The organism is Arthrobacter sp. SLBN-112 (assembly GCF_006715225.1).
In the GTDB taxonomy this organism is placed as follows: domain Bacteria; phylum Actinomycetota; class Actinomycetes; order Actinomycetales; family Micrococcaceae; genus Arthrobacter.
This window is the reverse complement of the sequence record NZ_VFMU01000001.1, coordinates 4,287,624-4,303,230: the sequence shown is the minus strand read 5'-3', so window position 1 is coordinate 4,303,230 and position 15,607 is coordinate 4,287,624. Positions and strand designations below refer to the sequence as shown.

Sequence of the window (15,607 nt, the reverse complement as noted above, 5' to 3'; positions counted from 1 at the left end):
CGTGATGCGTCCCCTCGGAAGCGTAACGATCGTCTACTGATATACCGCTCACGACGCCGGAGCCTCCATCACAGGCCTCCTCGCCATGTTCACAACGTTCTGCCCCGCGCATGGACGATTAAGGCGTACAACTTTGATTCCCAGTTGTCAACCGCCACTTGGACTGAGTGCTGTCGGCTTGCCCGCCGGGGCAATTTTTTGACCGGAGTTGAAGACCCTGCGTCACGACGGAGAGTCGTGTCACAGCCCGGATCATGGGGAGAAACCGCCGTCGTCGACATGGGCTTGGGCCGGGCGTAGTCTGGCAGCATCGGCGTACGAGCCCCGACGCCCGCGTCGATATTTCCATCGATAAAGGAGGGTTCAGTGAGTGCTGTACGTGAATTCATGACTACTGATGCGCGGTGTATCAGGGAGAACGAGTCCCTTGTGGACGCGGCGCGGATGATGATGGATCTGGATTGCGGATCGCTGCCGATCTGTGGCGATGACGGCAAGTTGAAGGGCATGATCACCGACCGCGACATTGTGCTCAAGTGCGTCGCCGCCGGCCGTGACCCGGGCCAGATGATGGCCCGCGACCTCGCCTCCGGCAAGCCGTATTGCGTGGACGCCGACGCCAATGTGGATGCAGCCATCGACATGATGGAAAAGCACCAGATCCGCCGGCTCCCGGTGATCTCCGACCACAAGCTCGTTGGCATCATCAGCCAGGGCGACATCGCGCGCAACTACTCCGAACAACGCGTGGGCGAACTGGTGGAACACATCTCGGAGCGCCACGGGATGTAGCGGCGGCAGCGCCGCATGGCCTTGTCCGCGGGTCTACCCCTTGAGGGTCCGGACCCGCGGACAAGCTTTGGAAATATCAGTTCACTGCCTTCAGTTCAGTGCGATCAGGAGCATCTGGCTGGTGCCCGGGATGCAGGTCTGCAGGATCGCCCGGGGGAAACCGCCGAAGACTGAAATCACGTCATTGGTGGTTCCGGGATTGGGGACGGTCCCGCGCCCCGTCACCGTAAAGGTTCCATAGCCCGGGATGCTGACCGTTTCACCCACGCCGATTCCGGAGAACCTGGCCCACCCGCCGCAGAAATCGTGCTCCGTGATGAAGAGTGAGTAGCCGTCGTTGGGTGTGTAGTGGATGGGTCCGATGCATGCATCCACCATGGACTGGCCGCCGGAGCCTGCAACATAAATGGTCCGGACTGCAGGTGCTGCGGGCACGAAAACCGGAGCCGGTGCCGGTGCCGGTGCTCCGGCGGGAGCGGGTGCAGCGGCGGCAGGGGCAGGTGCCGCAGCCGGAGCCGGCGCAGGTGCGGCCACCTCTACGGGCGGGCCGGTCAGCAGGAGCGTCTGGCCAGGGTAGATGGTGCTGTAGGCGCTGAGCCCGTTGGCAGCGAGCATGGCGATCATGTCCACGCCATGGCTGGCCGCAATCGCACCCACCGTGTCACCGGGCGCCACCGTGTAGAGGTTGGGGTCGCCGCCGGGTTCGGGGGCGGGCGCTGGTTCCGGTGCTGGTGCGGCCGGGGCGGGTTCGGCGGGGGCCGGGGCCGGCGCTGCCTCGGCGGCCGGCGCAGCAGCCTGCGCCGCTACCGCCGCTACCGCACCCGGATCGCCGGATGACCCGGCGTCCGTGGCTGCTTCGGCTGCGGCGCTTGGCGACGCCGGTGAGGCTGCCTCTGCCACCTGCGCAGCCGCCGTCGTGCCTCCACTGAAAGTAGTGGGTGCGGCCAGTGCGCCCACGCCCACCGCAGCCACAACGGCCGCCGCGGCCATTCCCGCCCACAGCCTGTTGCTGATGATGGGGCGGCCGGTGTTGAGGTCGGTTCGCGGTTCGTCGGTGGCGAAGCTTCTGCTGATGCCGTCGGGGGAAGGGTGGAAAGGCTGGCTCATGGAATTGGCCCATCTGGGTTCGGTCCAGCCCGGCTGTGCTGCTGCACGCCGGCGTGCCGGACGGATGGAGAAGTCATTGCACCGCCGGCTCCCGCAGTTGCCGGAGCCGCGGGCGGCGCAGGTTGGAGGCATCCGCATACCCAGAAAATGCGGAACTCCGCGTGAAGGCAGGAACTTCCGGAAGCCACCCGGGGAACCTGCCAGTGCGTGTTGGTCCTAGGAATCCCGAGTCTAGGAACCTCACCAAGGCCGGGGCACCAGTAGGAAATACCCGAGTTTCCGGGGCCGGTACCTGTCTGTGGCGGCGAAGCTACTCGGCCGCCGGAGGTCCAATACTTGCCTGCTGCCAGCTACCAGCCGGGCCTGGAACGGGCAGGCCCACCACCAGATAGTGGCCGGAGTGACGGCAGGGCACAGTAGGCGGGAAATATGTTACCGGCGGGTAACATAAGGGCATGCACCTGCTCCTGAGAACACTGCTCATGCTCGTCCGTTCCGCACGGCGTCCGCCGCTGACCGTATGGGACCCGTCATCCCTGCCGCTGCGCGTCCTGCCGACGGACATCGACATTGCCATGCACGTCAACAACGGCATGTACCTGTCCCTGATGGACCTGGGCCGGTTCGACCTCATGGTCCGCAGCGGCGTCTGGAAGCGGATGCGCCGCCGCGGCTGGACCCCGGTGGTGTCGGCGGAAACCATCTCCTTCCGCAAATCCCTCCAGCTGTGGCAGGAATACACCATCGAAACCCGGATCATTGGGCTGGACACCAAGGCGATCTTCTTTGAGCAGCGCATGGTGGCCGACGGCGAGATTTACGCGCGTGCCTACATCGCCACCCGGCTGGTCACCAAGGCCGGACCGGTCAGCCAGGAGGAGATCATGGCGGAGTTCGGGACCCCGCCGGCGGACCTGGTGCTCCCCGAATGGATCCACGAGTGGCGCGCCTCCAGTGCCCTGCCCGGCAGCCGCACCCCGGCCCCGCACCTGTGGAACGCCAGCCGCTGAACCCGCGTGCCGGCGTCGTACCTCCCTCTATTCCCGATGACGCGGGGAGCGAACACGGGCGACAGCCGTGGCCGCGGCGCGTAGCGTAGACACATGGCTACCCTCGACATCACAGGTGAACAGTTCGCATCCACGATCGAAGGCAACGATATTGTCCTGGTCGATTTCTGGGCAGAATGGTGCGGCCCCTGCAAGCAGTTCGGCCCCACATACTCAGCAGTCTCCGAGAAGCACCCCGACGTCCTCTTCACCAAGGTGGACACCGAAGCCGAGCAGCAGCTTGCGGCGGAGGCAGGCATCACCTCCATCCCCACGCTGATGGCTTTCCGCGAAAAGGTGCTGGTGTTCTCCCAGCCCGGCGCGCTGAACGCACAGCAGCTGGAACAGGTGGTGGACGCGGTGAAGGCACTGGACATGGACGAGGTTCACGCCCATGTGGCCCGCCAGCGTGAGGAAGCGTCCGCCGCGGCCAGCCAGCCTTCCGGCCCCCGGGACACCACGCAGGACGGCACGCAGATCCCCGATTTCTAAGACCCGGTATTAAAACAGGAATGCGGGACCTCCCCCCAGGAGGTCCCGCATTCCTTGCGTTTAAGGCTGCGTCAGACGCGCTCCACCTTGACCGGTTCGGCCAGCAGCGCGCTGAGCGACTCGTTCAGGTCCTGTACGGCGGTGCCCTTGGAGTGCTTGTCCAGGTCCTCCTCGGACGCCCACTGTTCGGTCAGGACCAGTTTTTCCTCCGTGGCTTCGGTCAGCTCGTAACGGATGCAGCCTTGCTCGTTCACCACCTCATCGATCGCGATTTCCAGGGCCAGCTTGACGCGGACGAACTCGCCTTCGTTGGGGATGAACGTTGCTATCAGATCAATGGGTGCACTCATGGATTTCACAATACCGGGGCTGCGGAGCCGCCCCGTTCTGTTGCGGCCGTTTCCCCCGCCTGTCCTCCTTCTCCTGCCGGGATCCTGTTGGTAGCGTGCCATCATGCGTGCTTATACAGCCGGGGACACTGACGTCCCGCTCCTGGAGGAAACCATTGGTGCGAACTTTGAGCGCGTGGCCGCGCAGTTCCCCCTCCATGACGCCCTGATTGAGGCCGCGCCGGTGCCGGGCGCCGATGCCCGCCGCTGGAGCTACACCAAGATGAACGACGACGTCGACAGGCTGGCGCGTGCGCTCCTGGCCCTGGGCATCGCCAAGGGGGAGCGGGTGGGCATCTGGAGCCCCAACTGCGCCGAATGGACCCTGCTGCAGTACGCAACCGCCAAGGCCGGCGCCATCCTGGTCAACGTCAACCCGGCCTACCGAAGCCACGAACTCGAATTCGTGGTCAAGCAGAACGGCATGCGCATGCTGTTCGCGGCGCCGTCGGACACCAACAGCGACTACGTGGCCATGGCACGGCAGGCCCTGCTGACCGGCCCGGACCTGCGGGAACTCGTCTTCCTCCCGGACCACGGCCTGGACGGGCTGGCAGCCGGCAGCCCCCAAAGCGACGCCGAACTCACGTACGCCGAGCTGCTCAGGCGCGCGGACGACGTCGGCCACGCTGCCCTGAAGGCCCGCATGGCCGACCTCCACCCGCACGATCCCATCAACCTGCAGTACACCTCCGGCACCACGGGATTTCCCAAAGGTGCCACGCTCACGCACCACAACATCCTGAACAACGGCTACGCCATCGGGGAGCTGCTGGGGTACACCGAACGCGACCGTGTGGTCATCCCCGTGCCGTTCTACCACTGCTTCGGCATGGTGATCGGCAACCTTAATGCCCTCAGTCACGGCGCCGCCACCATCATCCCGGGGCGTGGCTTCTCGCCTGCGGCCGCACTGGAGGCAGTGCAGGACTTCGCCGGGACCTCCCTCTATGGGGTTCCCACCATGTTCATTGCCGAGCTGGCGCTGCCGGACTTCGGCTCCTATGACCTGTCCACGCTCCGTACCGGGGTGATGGCTGGTTCGCTGTGCCCCATCGAGGTGATGAACCGGGTGATTTCGGAGATGCACATGGTGGATGTGGCCATCTGCTACGGCATGACCGAGACCTCGCCCGTCTCCACCATGACCCGCAAGGGCGACACCCTCCAGCAGCGCACCGAGACCGTGGGCAGGACCATGCCGCAACTGGAGAGCCGGATCGTGGACCCTGCCACCGGGGATGAACTGGAACGCGGGCAGATCGGCGAGCTCTGCACCCGCGGCTATGCCGTGATGGCAGGGTACTGGAACCAGCCGGACAAGACGGCCGAAGCGATCGACGCCGACGGGTGGATGCACACCGGCGACCTTGCCCGGATGGACGACGACGGATACGTGGTGGTGGAGGGCCGGATCAAGGACATGGTGATCCGGGGCGGCGAGAACATCTACCCGCGGGAAATCGAGGAGTTCCTGTACACGCACCCGGACATCCAGGATGTGCAGGTGATCGGGGTACCGGATCCCAGGTACGGCGAGGAGCTGATGGCCTGCATCATCCTCAAGCCGGGGGCCGGGCCGCTGGACGCCGGAACGCTCGCCGAGTACTGCCGGGGGCGGCTGGCCCACTACAAGATCCCGCGCTACGTGGAGGTCCGGGAGAGTTTCCCCATGACGGTCTCGGGCAAGATCCGCAAGGTCCAGATGCGCGAGGAAGCAGTGGCCCGGCTGGGGCTCTGACTATCCGGGCTGCGCCACCAGGTCGAACAGGACTTCGCCGTCGCAGATTGAGGTGATTTTGATGGTGTAGCCGTGGAAGGATGCCTGCTGGCCGATAGCGAGCCCGCGGAACTCTTTTGACGCGGGGCTGCCACCGGAAAAGAGGGCAACCGACAAGTCCGCGGTCACCGGGTCACTACGCCTCCGAAGTTCGCGCCATGAGCCGACCGGCCTCAGGATTGTCCATCGGGCTGCTGCACCAGGTCGAAGCGGACTTCGCCGTCGCAGATCGAGGTGATCCTGATCGTGTAGCCGTTCATCGCTGCTTCGGAGCCCAGCCTGAGGTCATGGAAGTAGACCGGAGTGGGATCCGGGGCGTCGGCAGCCAGTGAGAGGTCGGCCGTTGCAGGGGAGGCAGAGGCCTTCGTGCCAGCCAGCCCCACAATCGGCGTGAACTTGTCGCCCTTGCTGGAATCGGGAAGCAGCGGCCATGACCCGGGAATTGAAGGGACGATACGGTAGGCGCCTGATCCAGTGCAGCTGTCAGTCATTGTGGGCTCCTCAGTGGAAACGGGCGTGGGATCTGTGGATGGACTGGGGGAGCACGCTCCTGTGCCCACGGTCAGGAGGGCGACAGCTCCCAGACGGTGAAACCGATGCAGAAGTCCCATCAGCGCACCACCGATGCGTCTTGGTACTTGTCTTTGAAGTCCTGTGGCGTCACGGTCAGGACCGGGTACTGCGAACCCCAGGGGTTCCGCAGGAGAATATTTCGTTCCGCATCCAAACCGGTAACGAAGTAGGCGTGGCTGGTGTGATAACCCTCTGGGGCACCTTGGGGCAGGTCGGCGAGGGTGGTCACCAAAGCGGGGCGCCCCTGTCTGACCGCCTCCCACACATCATCGGCAGCAGATGTGCGCGCTATGTTTGGTCCCGCCAGGTACTGGAATGCATCCGGTCCCCAGTTGCCTTCGATGGCGCGGTAGTTACCCGGCGGGTACGCCTGATCCGGGGGCGTGCCTTCCTTAGTGCCATCATTGTTGTCGTCTTCGGTGTATACCTGTGCCAGTGCTTTCTCCACGTAGGCCGGCCAGTTGCCGCCGAAACCCGCCTTGGCGCCCATCTGTGTGCCCTTGCTGTTCGCCGGCAGGTCGGAGGTGACGGTCACCCACTGCTCTTGCCCGTTCTTGTCAAACAACAGGACAGAAACGGTTCCGTTGCCGTTGTCTGTCATGTGCTCGCGGGCCCAGCCGGGATCCGCATTGATCATGGCCCCGGCGGCTGCCAGAACCACGCAGTCCCCGTACTGGCCCTGCTTGATGTCGTCAGTGCTCGGGCGTTGCCCGATTACTGGCCACTTGGGCTCCACCCACTGGTCGGGGCCGCTGGGGTCTGGGCCGCCGGGCCTGGCAGCGTCTCCCATTGCTGTTCCATCCGGCTGTGCCCACGGGATGAGGTCTTTCAGCCGGCACACTTGCTCCCTTGACGCCTTGGACAAGAGCTGGTCGAGCAGTTGCTGCCGTTCGAAGGGAGTAGTTCCCTCGCCGTTGAACAGGCCCTTGCCGTCGGTTGCGGCGCCGCTGCCCAGGCTGCGGATCTCATCGTCGGTCAACGACTCCAGCAGCTGGTTCAGCTGGGCCGGCTTGAGCCCGGCCAGGGCATCACGGAGTTCGTTGACGTCCGTATCGTTGCCCACAAAGAAGTTGCTGCTCGACGCAGCGTCCCTGACCAGGCCCCGGAGCCTGTCCAATTCCGGCGCGGCCAGGTTCGCTTCGCCCCGGTCGGGGTGGCGAGCCACAGAATGCTCCCCGCCGGTCAGATACTCGGCTGTCGAATCCCCGCCGTCCTTGCTGGCGGGGCCTCCAGCAGCGCTGGTCCGGCTTGCCGTGCCACCGGCGCCGCTGGCGAGTTCCTGCTCATCCGCGTGCCGCCCGGCCGCTTTCCCGGCTTCCGCAAGCGCCTCGACGACTTTGCCCAGCAGGAGGCTGTGGGTACCGGCCCAGTCGTTCCGGAACGCCTCGGCGTCGGCCCCTTTCCACCGGCCCGGGTCGCGCACGTCCCTCGAAAGCGCCGTCCCGGTGGACGCCAGGCGCGCCGAGGAGGCCGTCAGGGCCTTTCCCAGGGCGCGAAGTTGGGCGACGTCCGCCCCATAAATGCCTGCCATTGTTCCCCCAAATCAGTCCCAGCCTCCAACAGCTTATGCGGCGGCGGACAAAGGCGGGATGGGGAGAACTGCCCCTAGCCCTCCAGGGAGACCCTGGAGGTGCGGCGTGATAACTGGATAATCGCAAGGGCAGCCAGGACGACTCCTGCCAGCCCTACCGCTGCCAAGAGCTGCCGGGAGAGGCCTTCAGGTGCCTTCAGGGCTTGGAGGGCAGCTCGCCCGCCGCGTCCCCGGTCCGCGCTGGTGACCTCGTTGGCAGGGATATTCCACTCCTCTTGGGAGGGAAAGATTCCGGGTGGGAGCTGCACCTCGCGCAGTTCCCGCCGGGCGGCGAGCCGCTCGCGGACCTCCGGGTTCGGGGCCGGTTCCAGATCGTCGGCTGCTATGGCCGTGGGGTAGTCGATGATGTAGGGCTCACCGTAAAACGCCGAGGACGCCACGGACTCCACCCAAGTTGCAGGCGGTGCCGCAACGCCCCGGGCGGCAAAGGCTGACAGCAGCATTTCCCGGATCTCCTGCAAGCCCCTGCCTCCGGCGTCGCGCGACACGTCGAAGATGGCCAGCTGCAGCCTAAGCTTCTCCTCTGCGTCCGGATCCTGGGCGTCCGGATCCAGGACGGCGGGATCCTGGGACATTCCGGGCACAGCCTCGGAGTTTGGGTCGGTGCTGCCTGTTTCGGAGCTCATGGGATCCTTTCGGTCGACGTTGCCTGCCAGGCTGGTGCCGTCCAACCGGACGGGTGTGGCACCCCGCGGAGCGCCCTATACCGGCTCCGTACCCTCTGGCACGGAGATCAAGCGTTTCCAGGGGGATCCCGGGAGTTCAGTGCCCCCGATGGTCCTGGATGGTCATCCGCGGGCCGAAGGTGGGTTTCCGGAAGCCCGTGGCCTGGATCATCCGGACCACGCGCTGCCGGTGCCCCCGCCAGGGTTCGAGCAACCGGAGCATCCCGGCGTCGTCCGTCCTGCGTCCGGTCAGCGCCGCCCCCACGTAGGCGGCGAGGTGGTAGTCGCCCACCGAAATCGAGTCCGGGCAGCCGTGGGTTCGCTGCACCACTTCTGCGGCGGTCCAGACCCCGATGCCTGGAATGGCCTGCATCTTCCGGGCGGCTTCCGCCGCCGGCACTGCCGCAAGCCGTTCCAGCGCGACGGCGGAACGCAGCGCGCGCATGACGGTGGCCGAGCGCTGTGGTCCCACGCCCGCCTTATGCCACTCCCAGCTGGGAACCTGCAGCCACTGGGCTGCCGTGGGGGCCACCACCAGCCCTGCCGGGGTGGACGTTCCGGCCGGCGGCGCCAGGGTGCCGAAGCGGTGCACCAGGTAGCGGTAGGCGCGCCGCGCCTCAATGACCGTCACCTTCTGCTCCAGGATGATCGGGACCAGCTGGTCCACCATGCGGCCGCTCGAAGGCAGCCGGACCGCCAGGCTCCGCCGCCGGGCCTCCCGGACCATCCGGGGCAGCGTGGCATGGAAGGACGGTTCATCGAAACCGCACCAGTCGTCGTCGGCCCCCAGGAGCCGGGGCGCTGCCTTCACCGCCGAAGCGGCGCCGGGGCCCCACGCCTGGATGTCCACCAGGGGCCCGCCTGATTCGCCGCCCGCCGGGGCGAGCCGCATGGTTGCCGGGCCGGCCGGCGTCGTAAACGCATTCCAGATGACGTCACCCTGGACGCAGAAGGAAGGATCGCTGTTGCCGCGCAGGAGCGGCCCAAGGGTGTGGGAAAGACTGTAGGGGCCCTCCGGATACCACCGCAGGGACACGTCCGCCGCGGCTGCCAGCCGGGGAGGTGCCTCTGCAATCGTCATGTCTTCCATCGTCCCACGGACCACTGACAGCAGCGGGACATCCGGGCGGACCTGGCAGTAAACCCAGGGCAGGAATGCGGCCGGAAGCAAAGGCAGAACGGCCCTAATTCGGCGGGCGCGCAAACCCTAGAATCCACTCTGTGGTGCGGAACCAATTGGGCCGCATCGGACGCGGCAGGAGGGCCACGATGGGCGGAGTAGTGCATTTCGAGATCCCGGCGGATGACCGGGAGCGGGCCAGGAAGTTTTACCAGGAAGCGCTGGACTGGCGGATAGAACCGGTGCCGGGGATGGACTACAGCATGGTCATCACCGCGGATATGGATGACAACGGCCAGCCGGTGGCGGCCGGTGCCATCAACGGCGGAATGATGGCCAGAGAGGGGCAGATCACCCACCCGGTCATCACTGTGGACGTTCCGGACATCAACGCAACGCTTGACCGGGTAGAGCAGCTGGGCGGATCGGTGGTCATGCCCAAAAACGAGATTCCCGGCATGGGCTACACGGCCTACTTCAAGGATTCCGAGGGCAACGTGATGGGGCTCTGGGAGAATCTGCCCGCCGAAGGGGAACCACGCCGGGACACCTGACTTCGGCTGCTGGGCGGTTCACAGCATGCCGGAGACCAGCCAGAGCGCCAGGACGGCCAGCGGCACCGTCAGCGTCACGGCCACCAGGCCCTGCCGCCAGGGCGGCGCCGGGCAGCAGGTAGCTCCGGGCGGCTTTGAGTCATGCGAACTGCTTCACCGGCCTATCCTCGCATCCCGGGCAGGGAGCGCCGCGCAGGAAGCGGTAGCTTTGTACCTATGAAGTACGCCCAGTCCATCCTGGACCTCATCGGCAATACCCCGCTCATCAAACTCAACCACGTGACCGAAGGCATCAAAGCCACTGTCCTGGTCAAACTTGAGTACCTGAACCCGGGCGGATCCATCAAGGACCGCATCGCGGCGCAGATGATTGAGGACGCCGAACGCGAGGGCAAATTGAAGCCCGGCGGCACCATCGTTGAGCCCACCTCCGGCAACACCGGGGTGGGCCTTGCCCTGGTGGCGCAGCAGAAGGGCTACAAGTGCATCTTCGTGGTCCCGGACAAGGTGGGCGAGGACAAGCGTGCCGTGCTGCAGGCGTACGGTGCGGAAGTGGTGGTCACGCCCACGTCCGTCCCGCCGGACAGCCCGCAAAGCTACTACGGTGTATCGGACCGGATCACCCGGGAGACCCCGGGCGCCTACAAGCCTGACCAGTTCTCCAACCCGGCCGCACCTGGCAGCCACTACAAGACCACAGGCCCGGAAATCTGGCGCGACACCGACGGCTTGGTCACGCACTGTGTCATCGGCGCCGGCACGGGCGGCACCATCACCGGCACCGGGCGGTACCTCAAGGAGGTCTCGGCGGACCGGCCGGAGTCCGACGGCGGCGTGGTCCGTATCATCGGCGCGGACCCCGCGGGCTCGGTCTACTCAGGCGGCACCGGGCGGCCCTACTTCGTGGAGGGCGTCGGCGAGGACATGTGGCCTGCGAACTACGACAAGACCATCCCGGACGAAGTGATCGCCGTCAGCGACGCCGATTCCTTTGCCATGACCCGCCGGCTGGCCCGGGAAGAGGGGCTGCTGGTGGGCGGTTCCTCCGGAATGGCCGTAGTAGCCGCACTCCAGGCGGCGCGGGACCTGCCGGAAAGCGCCGTCGTCGTGGTCATCCTCCCCGACTCCGGACGCGGTTACCTGGCCAAGATCTTCAACGACCAGTGGATGCGCTCCTACGGTTTCCTCTCCGGCGGCGAGGAAACCTCGGTGGGGGAGGTCATTAAGTCCAAGAACGGCGAACTGCCCGACCTGGTGCACATCCACCCCAACGAGTCGGTCCGCGACGTCATCAACATCATGAACGAGTTCGGCGTCAGCCACATCCCGGTGCTGTCGCAGGAACCGCCCGTGGTCATGGGCGAGGTCCTCGGCGCGGTGGACGAGCGAACGCTGACGGCCAAGCTGTTCCGCGGCGAAGCCAAGCTGACGGACAAGATCTCCGAGCACATGGGGCCCAAGCTGCCCGTCATCGGATCGCTGGAAACCATCTCCGCCGCCAGGGAACTGCTGTCCGACACGGACACCCTGATGGTGACCTTCGTGGGTGCGCCCGTTGGCATCCTCACCCGGCACGACCTGCTGGCCTACCTCAGCAACTGATTCTGCATTAAGGAGCACCCATGCCTGCCTCTGAAAACCAAGGTTTCAACACCCGCGCCGTCCACGCGGGCCAGGAGTTCGAGCCCCGCACCGGAGCCGTGGTGCCGCCGCTGCATTTCAGCTCCACGTATGCCCAGGACGGCATCGGCGGCCTGCGCAGCGGCTATGAATACGGGCGCGGCGGGAATCCCACCAGGGACGCATTGCAGGAACAGCTTGCGGCGCTGGAGCTGGGCACCCACGCCTACAGCTTCAGTTCCGGCCTGGCCGCGGAGGACGCCCTCATCCGCGCGCTTACCCGCCCCGGGGACCACATCGTGCTGGGCAACGACGCGTATGGCGGCACCTACCGGCTGATCAGCCGGGTGCTTGGCGACTGGGGGATCGGCAACACCCCGGTGGACATGGCCAACCTCGACATGGTCCGCGACGCCGTGGCCTCCCACAAGACCCGCTTCCTGTGGGTGGAGACGCCCTCCAACCCGTTGATGAAGATCACCGACATCGCAGCGCTCGCGGACATCGCGCACGACGCCGGGGCCCTCCTGGTGGTGGACAACACCTTTGCGTCCCCCTACCTGCAGACCCCGCTCACCCTGGGTGCCGACGTCGTGGTCCACTCCACCACCAAGTACATCGGTGGCCACTCGGACGTGGTGGGCGGCGCAGTGGTGGTGAAGGACGCTGAACTGGCCGAGAAGATCGGCTTCGTCCAGTTCGCCGTGGGAGCCGTGTCCGGCCCGATGGATGCCTTCCTGACCACGCGCGGCCTGAAGACCTTGGGCGTCCGCATGGACCGGCATAGCGAGAACGGACAGGCCGTGGCCGAATGGCTGCTCGAACGCCCGGAGGTGGAGGCCGTCCTGTATCCGGGCCTGCCCACCCACCCGGGCCACGAGCTCGCCAAAAAGCAGATGCGGAAGTTCGGCGGCATGGTCTCCGTGCAGTTCAAGGGCGGTGAGGCGGCGGCCCGGAAGGTGGCGGAATCCACGTCCGTCTTCACCCTCGCTGAGTCCCTGGGCGGCATCGAGTCCCTCATGAACTACCCCTCCGAAATGACCCACGCGTCGGTCAAGGGCACCGAGCTGGCCGTCCCGGTCAACCTGCTCCGGCTGTCCTGCGGCATTGAGGACGTGGAGGACCTGATCGCGGACCTGGACCAGGCCTTCTCCGCCATCCCGTAGTACGTCGCGGAGGTATGGCTTTCTTGAAAGAAGCCAGCTAGGGTTTCCCTATGCCTCTTCGATCCGACTGGTCCCAACGCAGCTGCAGCATGGCCCGCGGCCTGGACATCCTGGGCGACCCCTGGTCCATCCTGGTGCTGCGGGAGGTCTTCTTCGGAAACGGCCGTTTCGACGCCATGAAAAGCCGGCTGGAGGTGGCGGATTCGGTGCTCACCAAACGCTTGGCAGGCCTGGTGGAGTCCGGGCTGCTGGCCAGGAAGGCATACGACGACGGCGGCCGCACACGCCACGAGTACGTGCTCACTCCCAAGGGTGAGGACGCGCTCCCGGTCCTGAACGCGGTCACCATCTGGGCCGAAAAGCACCTGCCCGCGCCCTCGGACCAGGCGCACCTGTACGTGATCCACACCGGTTGCGGGGAATCCACCACCTCGGCGGACACCTGCACCCGGTGTGGCGAACGGCTGACGGCGGCCAACACCAGCTGGCACAGCCGGTCCAGGTCCGACCAGCCCATCCGGTTGTCCACCGCGTCGGGGACGGGAGCGGTTTCGTGAGCACCCTGCCCGAAGAAGCGGCAGAAATTCCAGCTGTAGCGGCCGCCCCGCAGCCGCCGGGCCCGCGCCGGCGCCTGCACCCAGCCTGGATCGTTGCCGGCGTGGCCTTCCTTGCCCTGGTGGGAGCAGCCGGATTCCGGGCGGCCCCCGGCGTCCTCATGGTTCCGCTCCAGCAGGAGTTCGGCTGGTCCACCACGGTCCTCTCGGCAGCCGTCAGCATCAACCTGGTGCTCTTCGGCCTCACGGCCCCGTTCGCCGCGGCCCTGATGGAACGGTTCGGCATCCGGGCTGTCACCGCAACGGCCCTGGTGCTGATCGGTGCCGGCAGCGCCCTGACGGTGCTGGTGAACCAGTCGTGGCAGATCCTGCTGACCTGGGGGCTGCTGATCGGGCTCGGGACCGGCTCCATGGCCCTGGTCTTCGCCGCCACCATCGCCAACAACTGGTTTGCGAAAAGCCGGGGACTGGTGATCGGCATCCTGACAGCCGGCAGCGCCGCCGGCCAGTTGGTCTTCCTGCCCTTCATCGCCCTCCTCGCGCAGGATCCAGGGTGGCGGCAGGCTTCCCTGCTGATCGCCGCCGGCGCGCTCGCCGTGGTCCCGTTGGTGCTGAAGTTCCTCAAGAACTCACCCGCCGACGCCGGAGTGCTGCCGTATGGCGCAGACGAGCTCCCCGTTGAAGCGCAGGACAGTTCCACAGCGGCTCCGGACAATGGCCGGCGCAGCAACGCCGCCGTCCGGGCCCTCCAGGTCCTCAAGCGCGCCAGCAGGGTACGCACGTTCTGGGCGCTTGCGGCTGGATTCGCCATCTGCGGCGCCACCACCAACGGCCTGATCGGCACCCACTTCATCCCCTCCGCCCATGACCACGGCATGCCGGAAACCACCGCCGCGGGGCTGCTCGCCGTCGTCGGGATCTTCGACATCATCGGGACCATCGCCTCAGGCTGGCTGACCGACCGCTTCAACCCTCGCGTCCTGCTGGCCGTCTACTACCAGTTCCGCGGCATCGGGCTGCTGGTGCTCCCGCTGCTGCTGAACGCCGAGGTGCAGCCCAGCATGATCGTGTTCGTGGTGATCTACGGCCTGGACTGGGTGGCCACCGTTCCACCCACGGCCGCCATCTGCCGCGAAACGTTTGGTGCTGACGGCAGCGTGGTCTTCGGGTGGGTCTTCGCGGCCCACCAACTGGGTGCCGCCGCGGCAGCCATCGCCGCCGGAGTCCTGCGGGACGCCACCGGCCACTACACTTACGCCTGGCTGGCGGCGGCGGCCATGTGCACCATTGCCGCCGTCATCAGTGCCACCATCCACCGGAACCGCAGTTCGCGGGAAGCGGAGCCGGCAGCAGCCTGATGCGGGCCACCGCTAGGCTGGTCCGATGGAACCCGTCACACCCGTCCCTTCCCGCCCCGTTGCCCTGGTCACCGGTGTGGGGCGGCTGGCCGGCATCGGCGCCGGCATTGCCCGGCAGCTCGCGGCGGACGGCTGGGACCTGGCGCTGTCCTACTGGGCCGACTACGACGCCCGCATGCCGTGGGGGAGCGAACCCGAGGACGTGGTCCGCCTCACCGCCGAGCTGGAGGCCATCGGCGCCAAGGTCCAGGTCCTGTCAGCCGACCTCCAGGATCCCGGCGTCCCGGACCGGCTCGTGGCGGAGGCCGCGCAGCTGGCCGGCCCGCTGCATGGCCTGGTGCTCAGCCACGCGGAGTCGGTGGATTCAGGCGTGCTGGACACCAGCGTGGAGTCCTTTGACCGGCACTTCGCGGTGAACACCCGCGCCAGCTGGCAGCTGATCGCCGCCTTTGCGCGGCAGGCAACGGACGACGGCGGCGCGATCGTTGCGCTGACCAGTGACCACACAGCGTTCAACCTTCCCTACGGTGCCTCGAAGGGGGCCCTGGACAGGATCGTGATTGCCGCGGCCCGCGAGCTGGGTCCGCAGGGGATCTCGGCCAACGTGCTCAACCCTGGGCCGGTGGATACCGGCTGGATGACCCCGGAGATCCGCGAAGAGCTTACCGCGCGCCAGCCCACCGGCAGGCTGGGCACCCCGGCCGACGTCGCCGGGACCGTGGCGTTCCTCCTGTCCCCCGCCGGCCGCTGGGTGTCCGGGCAGCTGATCAAGGCCGACGGCGGCTTCTCGGCCTGAG

General features: G+C 66.7%; 17 protein-coding genes. 10 read left to right on the top strand and 7 right to left on the bottom strand.

Annotated elements, in window-relative coordinates:
• The first annotated feature begins 366 nt into the window (after positions 1-366).
• Positions 367-792 (top strand): CBS domain-containing protein, encoded by a 426-nt coding sequence (locus tag FBY33_RS19825; RefSeq protein ID WP_142032157.1) that lies wholly within the window; start codon positions 367-369, stop codon positions 790-792.
• A gap of 90 nt (positions 793-882) precedes the next feature.
• Here the strand turns inward: FBY33_RS19825 and FBY33_RS19820 are convergent, their stop codons facing one another.
• On the bottom strand, positions 883-1,899 hold the full coding sequence (locus FBY33_RS19820) for a LysM peptidoglycan-binding domain-containing protein (protein WP_142032155.1): 1,017 nt from the start codon (positions 1,897-1,899) through the stop codon (positions 883-885).
• A gap of 455 nt (positions 1,900-2,354) precedes the next feature.
• Here FBY33_RS19820 and FBY33_RS19815 point away from each other — a divergent pair, with 455 nt between their 5' ends.
• Positions 2,355-2,909, top strand: a complete 555-nt coding sequence (locus FBY33_RS19815; protein WP_142032153.1) for an acyl-CoA thioesterase — start codon at positions 2,355-2,357, stop codon at positions 2,907-2,909.
• Positions 2,910-3,002: 93 nt separating this feature from the next.
• The gene (locus FBY33_RS19810; RefSeq protein WP_142032151.1) at positions 3,003-3,440 is read left to right on the top strand and encodes a thioredoxin family protein; all 438 of its coding nucleotides are present in this window, start codon (positions 3,003-3,005) and stop codon (positions 3,438-3,440) included.
• Positions 3,441-3,511: 71 nt separating this feature from the next.
• Here the strand turns inward: FBY33_RS19810 and FBY33_RS19805 are convergent, their stop codons facing one another.
• Positions 3,512-3,790, bottom strand: a complete 279-nt coding sequence (locus FBY33_RS19805) for a putative quinol monooxygenase (RefSeq protein ID WP_142032149.1) — start codon at positions 3,788-3,790, stop codon at positions 3,512-3,514.
• Positions 3,791-3,893: 103 nt separating this feature from the next.
• On the opposite strand from FBY33_RS19805, the gene FBY33_RS19800 reads away from it, so the two are divergent.
• On the top strand, positions 3,894-5,570 hold the full coding sequence (locus FBY33_RS19800) for an AMP-binding protein (RefSeq protein ID WP_142032146.1): 1,677 nt from the start codon (positions 3,894-3,896) through the stop codon (positions 5,568-5,570).
• Here FBY33_RS19800 and FBY33_RS20395 read toward each other — a convergent pair whose 3' ends face one another.
• From FBY33_RS20395 to FBY33_RS19780, 5 genes are all read right to left on the bottom strand, one after another.
• Positions 5,571-5,738, bottom strand: coding sequence for a hypothetical protein (locus tag FBY33_RS20395; RefSeq protein WP_160141976.1), 168 nt, complete (start codon positions 5,736-5,738; stop codon positions 5,571-5,573). It lies immediately after the preceding gene.
• Between the two features lie 44 nt (positions 5,739-5,782).
• Positions 5,783-6,100, bottom strand: coding sequence for a hypothetical protein (locus FBY33_RS19795; RefSeq protein WP_142032144.1), 318 nt, complete (start codon positions 6,098-6,100; stop codon positions 5,783-5,785).
• Positions 6,101-6,219: 119 nt separating this feature from the next.
• Positions 6,220-7,713 carry a C2 family cysteine protease gene (locus FBY33_RS19790; RefSeq protein ID WP_142032142.1) on the bottom strand — a complete coding sequence of 498 codons (1,494 nt, stop codon included), beginning with the start codon at positions 7,711-7,713 and terminating at the stop codon, positions 6,220-6,222.
• A 74-nt stretch (positions 7,714-7,787) separates the two neighbouring features.
• A complete protein-coding gene (locus FBY33_RS19785; protein ID WP_142032140.1) occupies positions 7,788-8,399 on the bottom strand; it encodes a hypothetical protein in 612 nt (203 codons plus the stop codon).
• A gap of 136 nt (positions 8,400-8,535) precedes the next feature.
• Positions 8,536-9,519 (bottom strand): DNA-3-methyladenine glycosylase family protein, encoded by a 984-nt coding sequence (locus FBY33_RS19780; RefSeq protein ID WP_142032137.1) that lies wholly within the window; start codon positions 9,517-9,519, stop codon positions 8,536-8,538.
• A gap of 188 nt (positions 9,520-9,707) precedes the next feature.
• Here FBY33_RS19780 and FBY33_RS19775 point away from each other — a divergent pair, with 188 nt between their 5' ends.
• From FBY33_RS19775 to FBY33_RS19750, 6 genes are all read left to right on the top strand, one after another.
• Complete coding sequence (locus tag FBY33_RS19775) at positions 9,708-10,112, top strand: VOC family protein (RefSeq protein ID WP_142033063.1); 405 nt, start codon at positions 9,708-9,710, stop codon at positions 10,110-10,112.
• Between the two features lie 216 nt (positions 10,113-10,328).
• A complete protein-coding gene (locus tag FBY33_RS19770; protein ID WP_056329585.1) occupies positions 10,329-11,714 on the top strand; it encodes a cystathionine beta-synthase in 1,386 nt (461 codons plus the stop codon).
• Positions 11,715-11,734: 20 nt separating this feature from the next.
• Positions 11,735-12,898: a cystathionine gamma-synthase gene (locus FBY33_RS19765; RefSeq protein WP_142032134.1), complete on the top strand. Its 1,164-nt coding sequence runs from the start codon at positions 11,735-11,737 to the stop codon at positions 12,896-12,898.
• Positions 12,899-12,948: 50 nt separating this feature from the next.
• Entirely contained in the window at positions 12,949-13,455 is a 507-nt protein-coding gene (locus FBY33_RS19760; protein WP_142032132.1) for a winged helix-turn-helix transcriptional regulator, read from the top strand.
• Positions 13,452-14,810: an MFS transporter gene (locus tag FBY33_RS19755; RefSeq protein WP_142032130.1), complete on the top strand. Its 1,359-nt coding sequence runs from the start codon at positions 13,452-13,454 to the stop codon at positions 14,808-14,810. Before FBY33_RS19760 ends, FBY33_RS19755 begins: the two co-directional genes overlap by 4 nt.
• A gap of 25 nt (positions 14,811-14,835) precedes the next feature.
• Complete coding sequence (locus tag FBY33_RS19750) at positions 14,836-15,606, top strand: SDR family oxidoreductase (RefSeq protein WP_142032128.1); 771 nt, start codon at positions 14,836-14,838, stop codon at positions 15,604-15,606.
• The last annotated feature ends 1 nt before the right edge of the window (position 15,607 follow it).

What these genes read in the sequence shown, in the direction of transcription:
- FBY33_RS19820 (WP_142032155.1), bottom strand. Translation starts at nt 1,899, where the DNA reads ATGAGCCAGCCTTTCCACCCTTCCCCCGACGGCATCAGCAGAAGCTTC.
- FBY33_RS19815 (WP_142032153.1), top strand. Translation starts at nt 2,355, where the DNA reads ATGCACCTGCTCCTGAGAACACTGCTCATGCTCGTCCGTTCCGCACGG.
- FBY33_RS19810 (WP_142032151.1), top strand. Translation starts at nt 3,003, where the DNA reads ATGGCTACCCTCGACATCACAGGTGAACAGTTCGCATCCACGATCGAA.
- FBY33_RS19805 (WP_142032149.1), bottom strand. Translation starts at nt 3,790, where the DNA reads ATGAGTGCACCCATTGATCTGATAGCAACGTTCATCCCCAACGAAGGC.
- FBY33_RS19800 (WP_142032146.1), top strand. Translation starts at nt 3,894, where the DNA reads ATGCGTGCTTATACAGCCGGGGACACTGACGTCCCGCTCCTGGAGGAA.
- FBY33_RS19795 (WP_142032144.1), bottom strand. Translation starts at nt 6,100, where the DNA reads ATGACTGACAGCTGCACTGGATCAGGCGCCTACCGTATCGTCCCTTCA.
- FBY33_RS19790 (WP_142032142.1), bottom strand. Translation starts at nt 7,713, where the DNA reads ATGGCAGGCATTTATGGGGCGGACGTCGCCCAACTTCGCGCCCTGGGA.
- FBY33_RS19785 (WP_142032140.1), bottom strand. Translation starts at nt 8,399, where the DNA reads ATGAGCTCCGAAACAGGCAGCACCGACCCAAACTCCGAGGCTGTGCCC.
- FBY33_RS19780 (WP_142032137.1), bottom strand. Translation starts at nt 9,519, where the DNA reads ATGACGATTGCAGAGGCACCTCCCCGGCTGGCAGCCGCGGCGGACGTG.
- FBY33_RS19775 (WP_142033063.1), top strand. Translation starts at nt 9,708, where the DNA reads ATGGGCGGAGTAGTGCATTTCGAGATCCCGGCGGATGACCGGGAGCGG.
- FBY33_RS19770 (WP_056329585.1), top strand. Translation starts at nt 10,329, where the DNA reads ATGAAGTACGCCCAGTCCATCCTGGACCTCATCGGCAATACCCCGCTC.
- FBY33_RS19765 (WP_142032134.1), top strand. Translation starts at nt 11,735, where the DNA reads ATGCCTGCCTCTGAAAACCAAGGTTTCAACACCCGCGCCGTCCACGCG.
- FBY33_RS19760 (WP_142032132.1), top strand. Translation starts at nt 12,949, where the DNA reads ATGCCTCTTCGATCCGACTGGTCCCAACGCAGCTGCAGCATGGCCCGC.
- FBY33_RS19750 (WP_142032128.1), top strand. Translation starts at nt 14,836, where the DNA reads ATGGAACCCGTCACACCCGTCCCTTCCCGCCCCGTTGCCCTGGTCACC.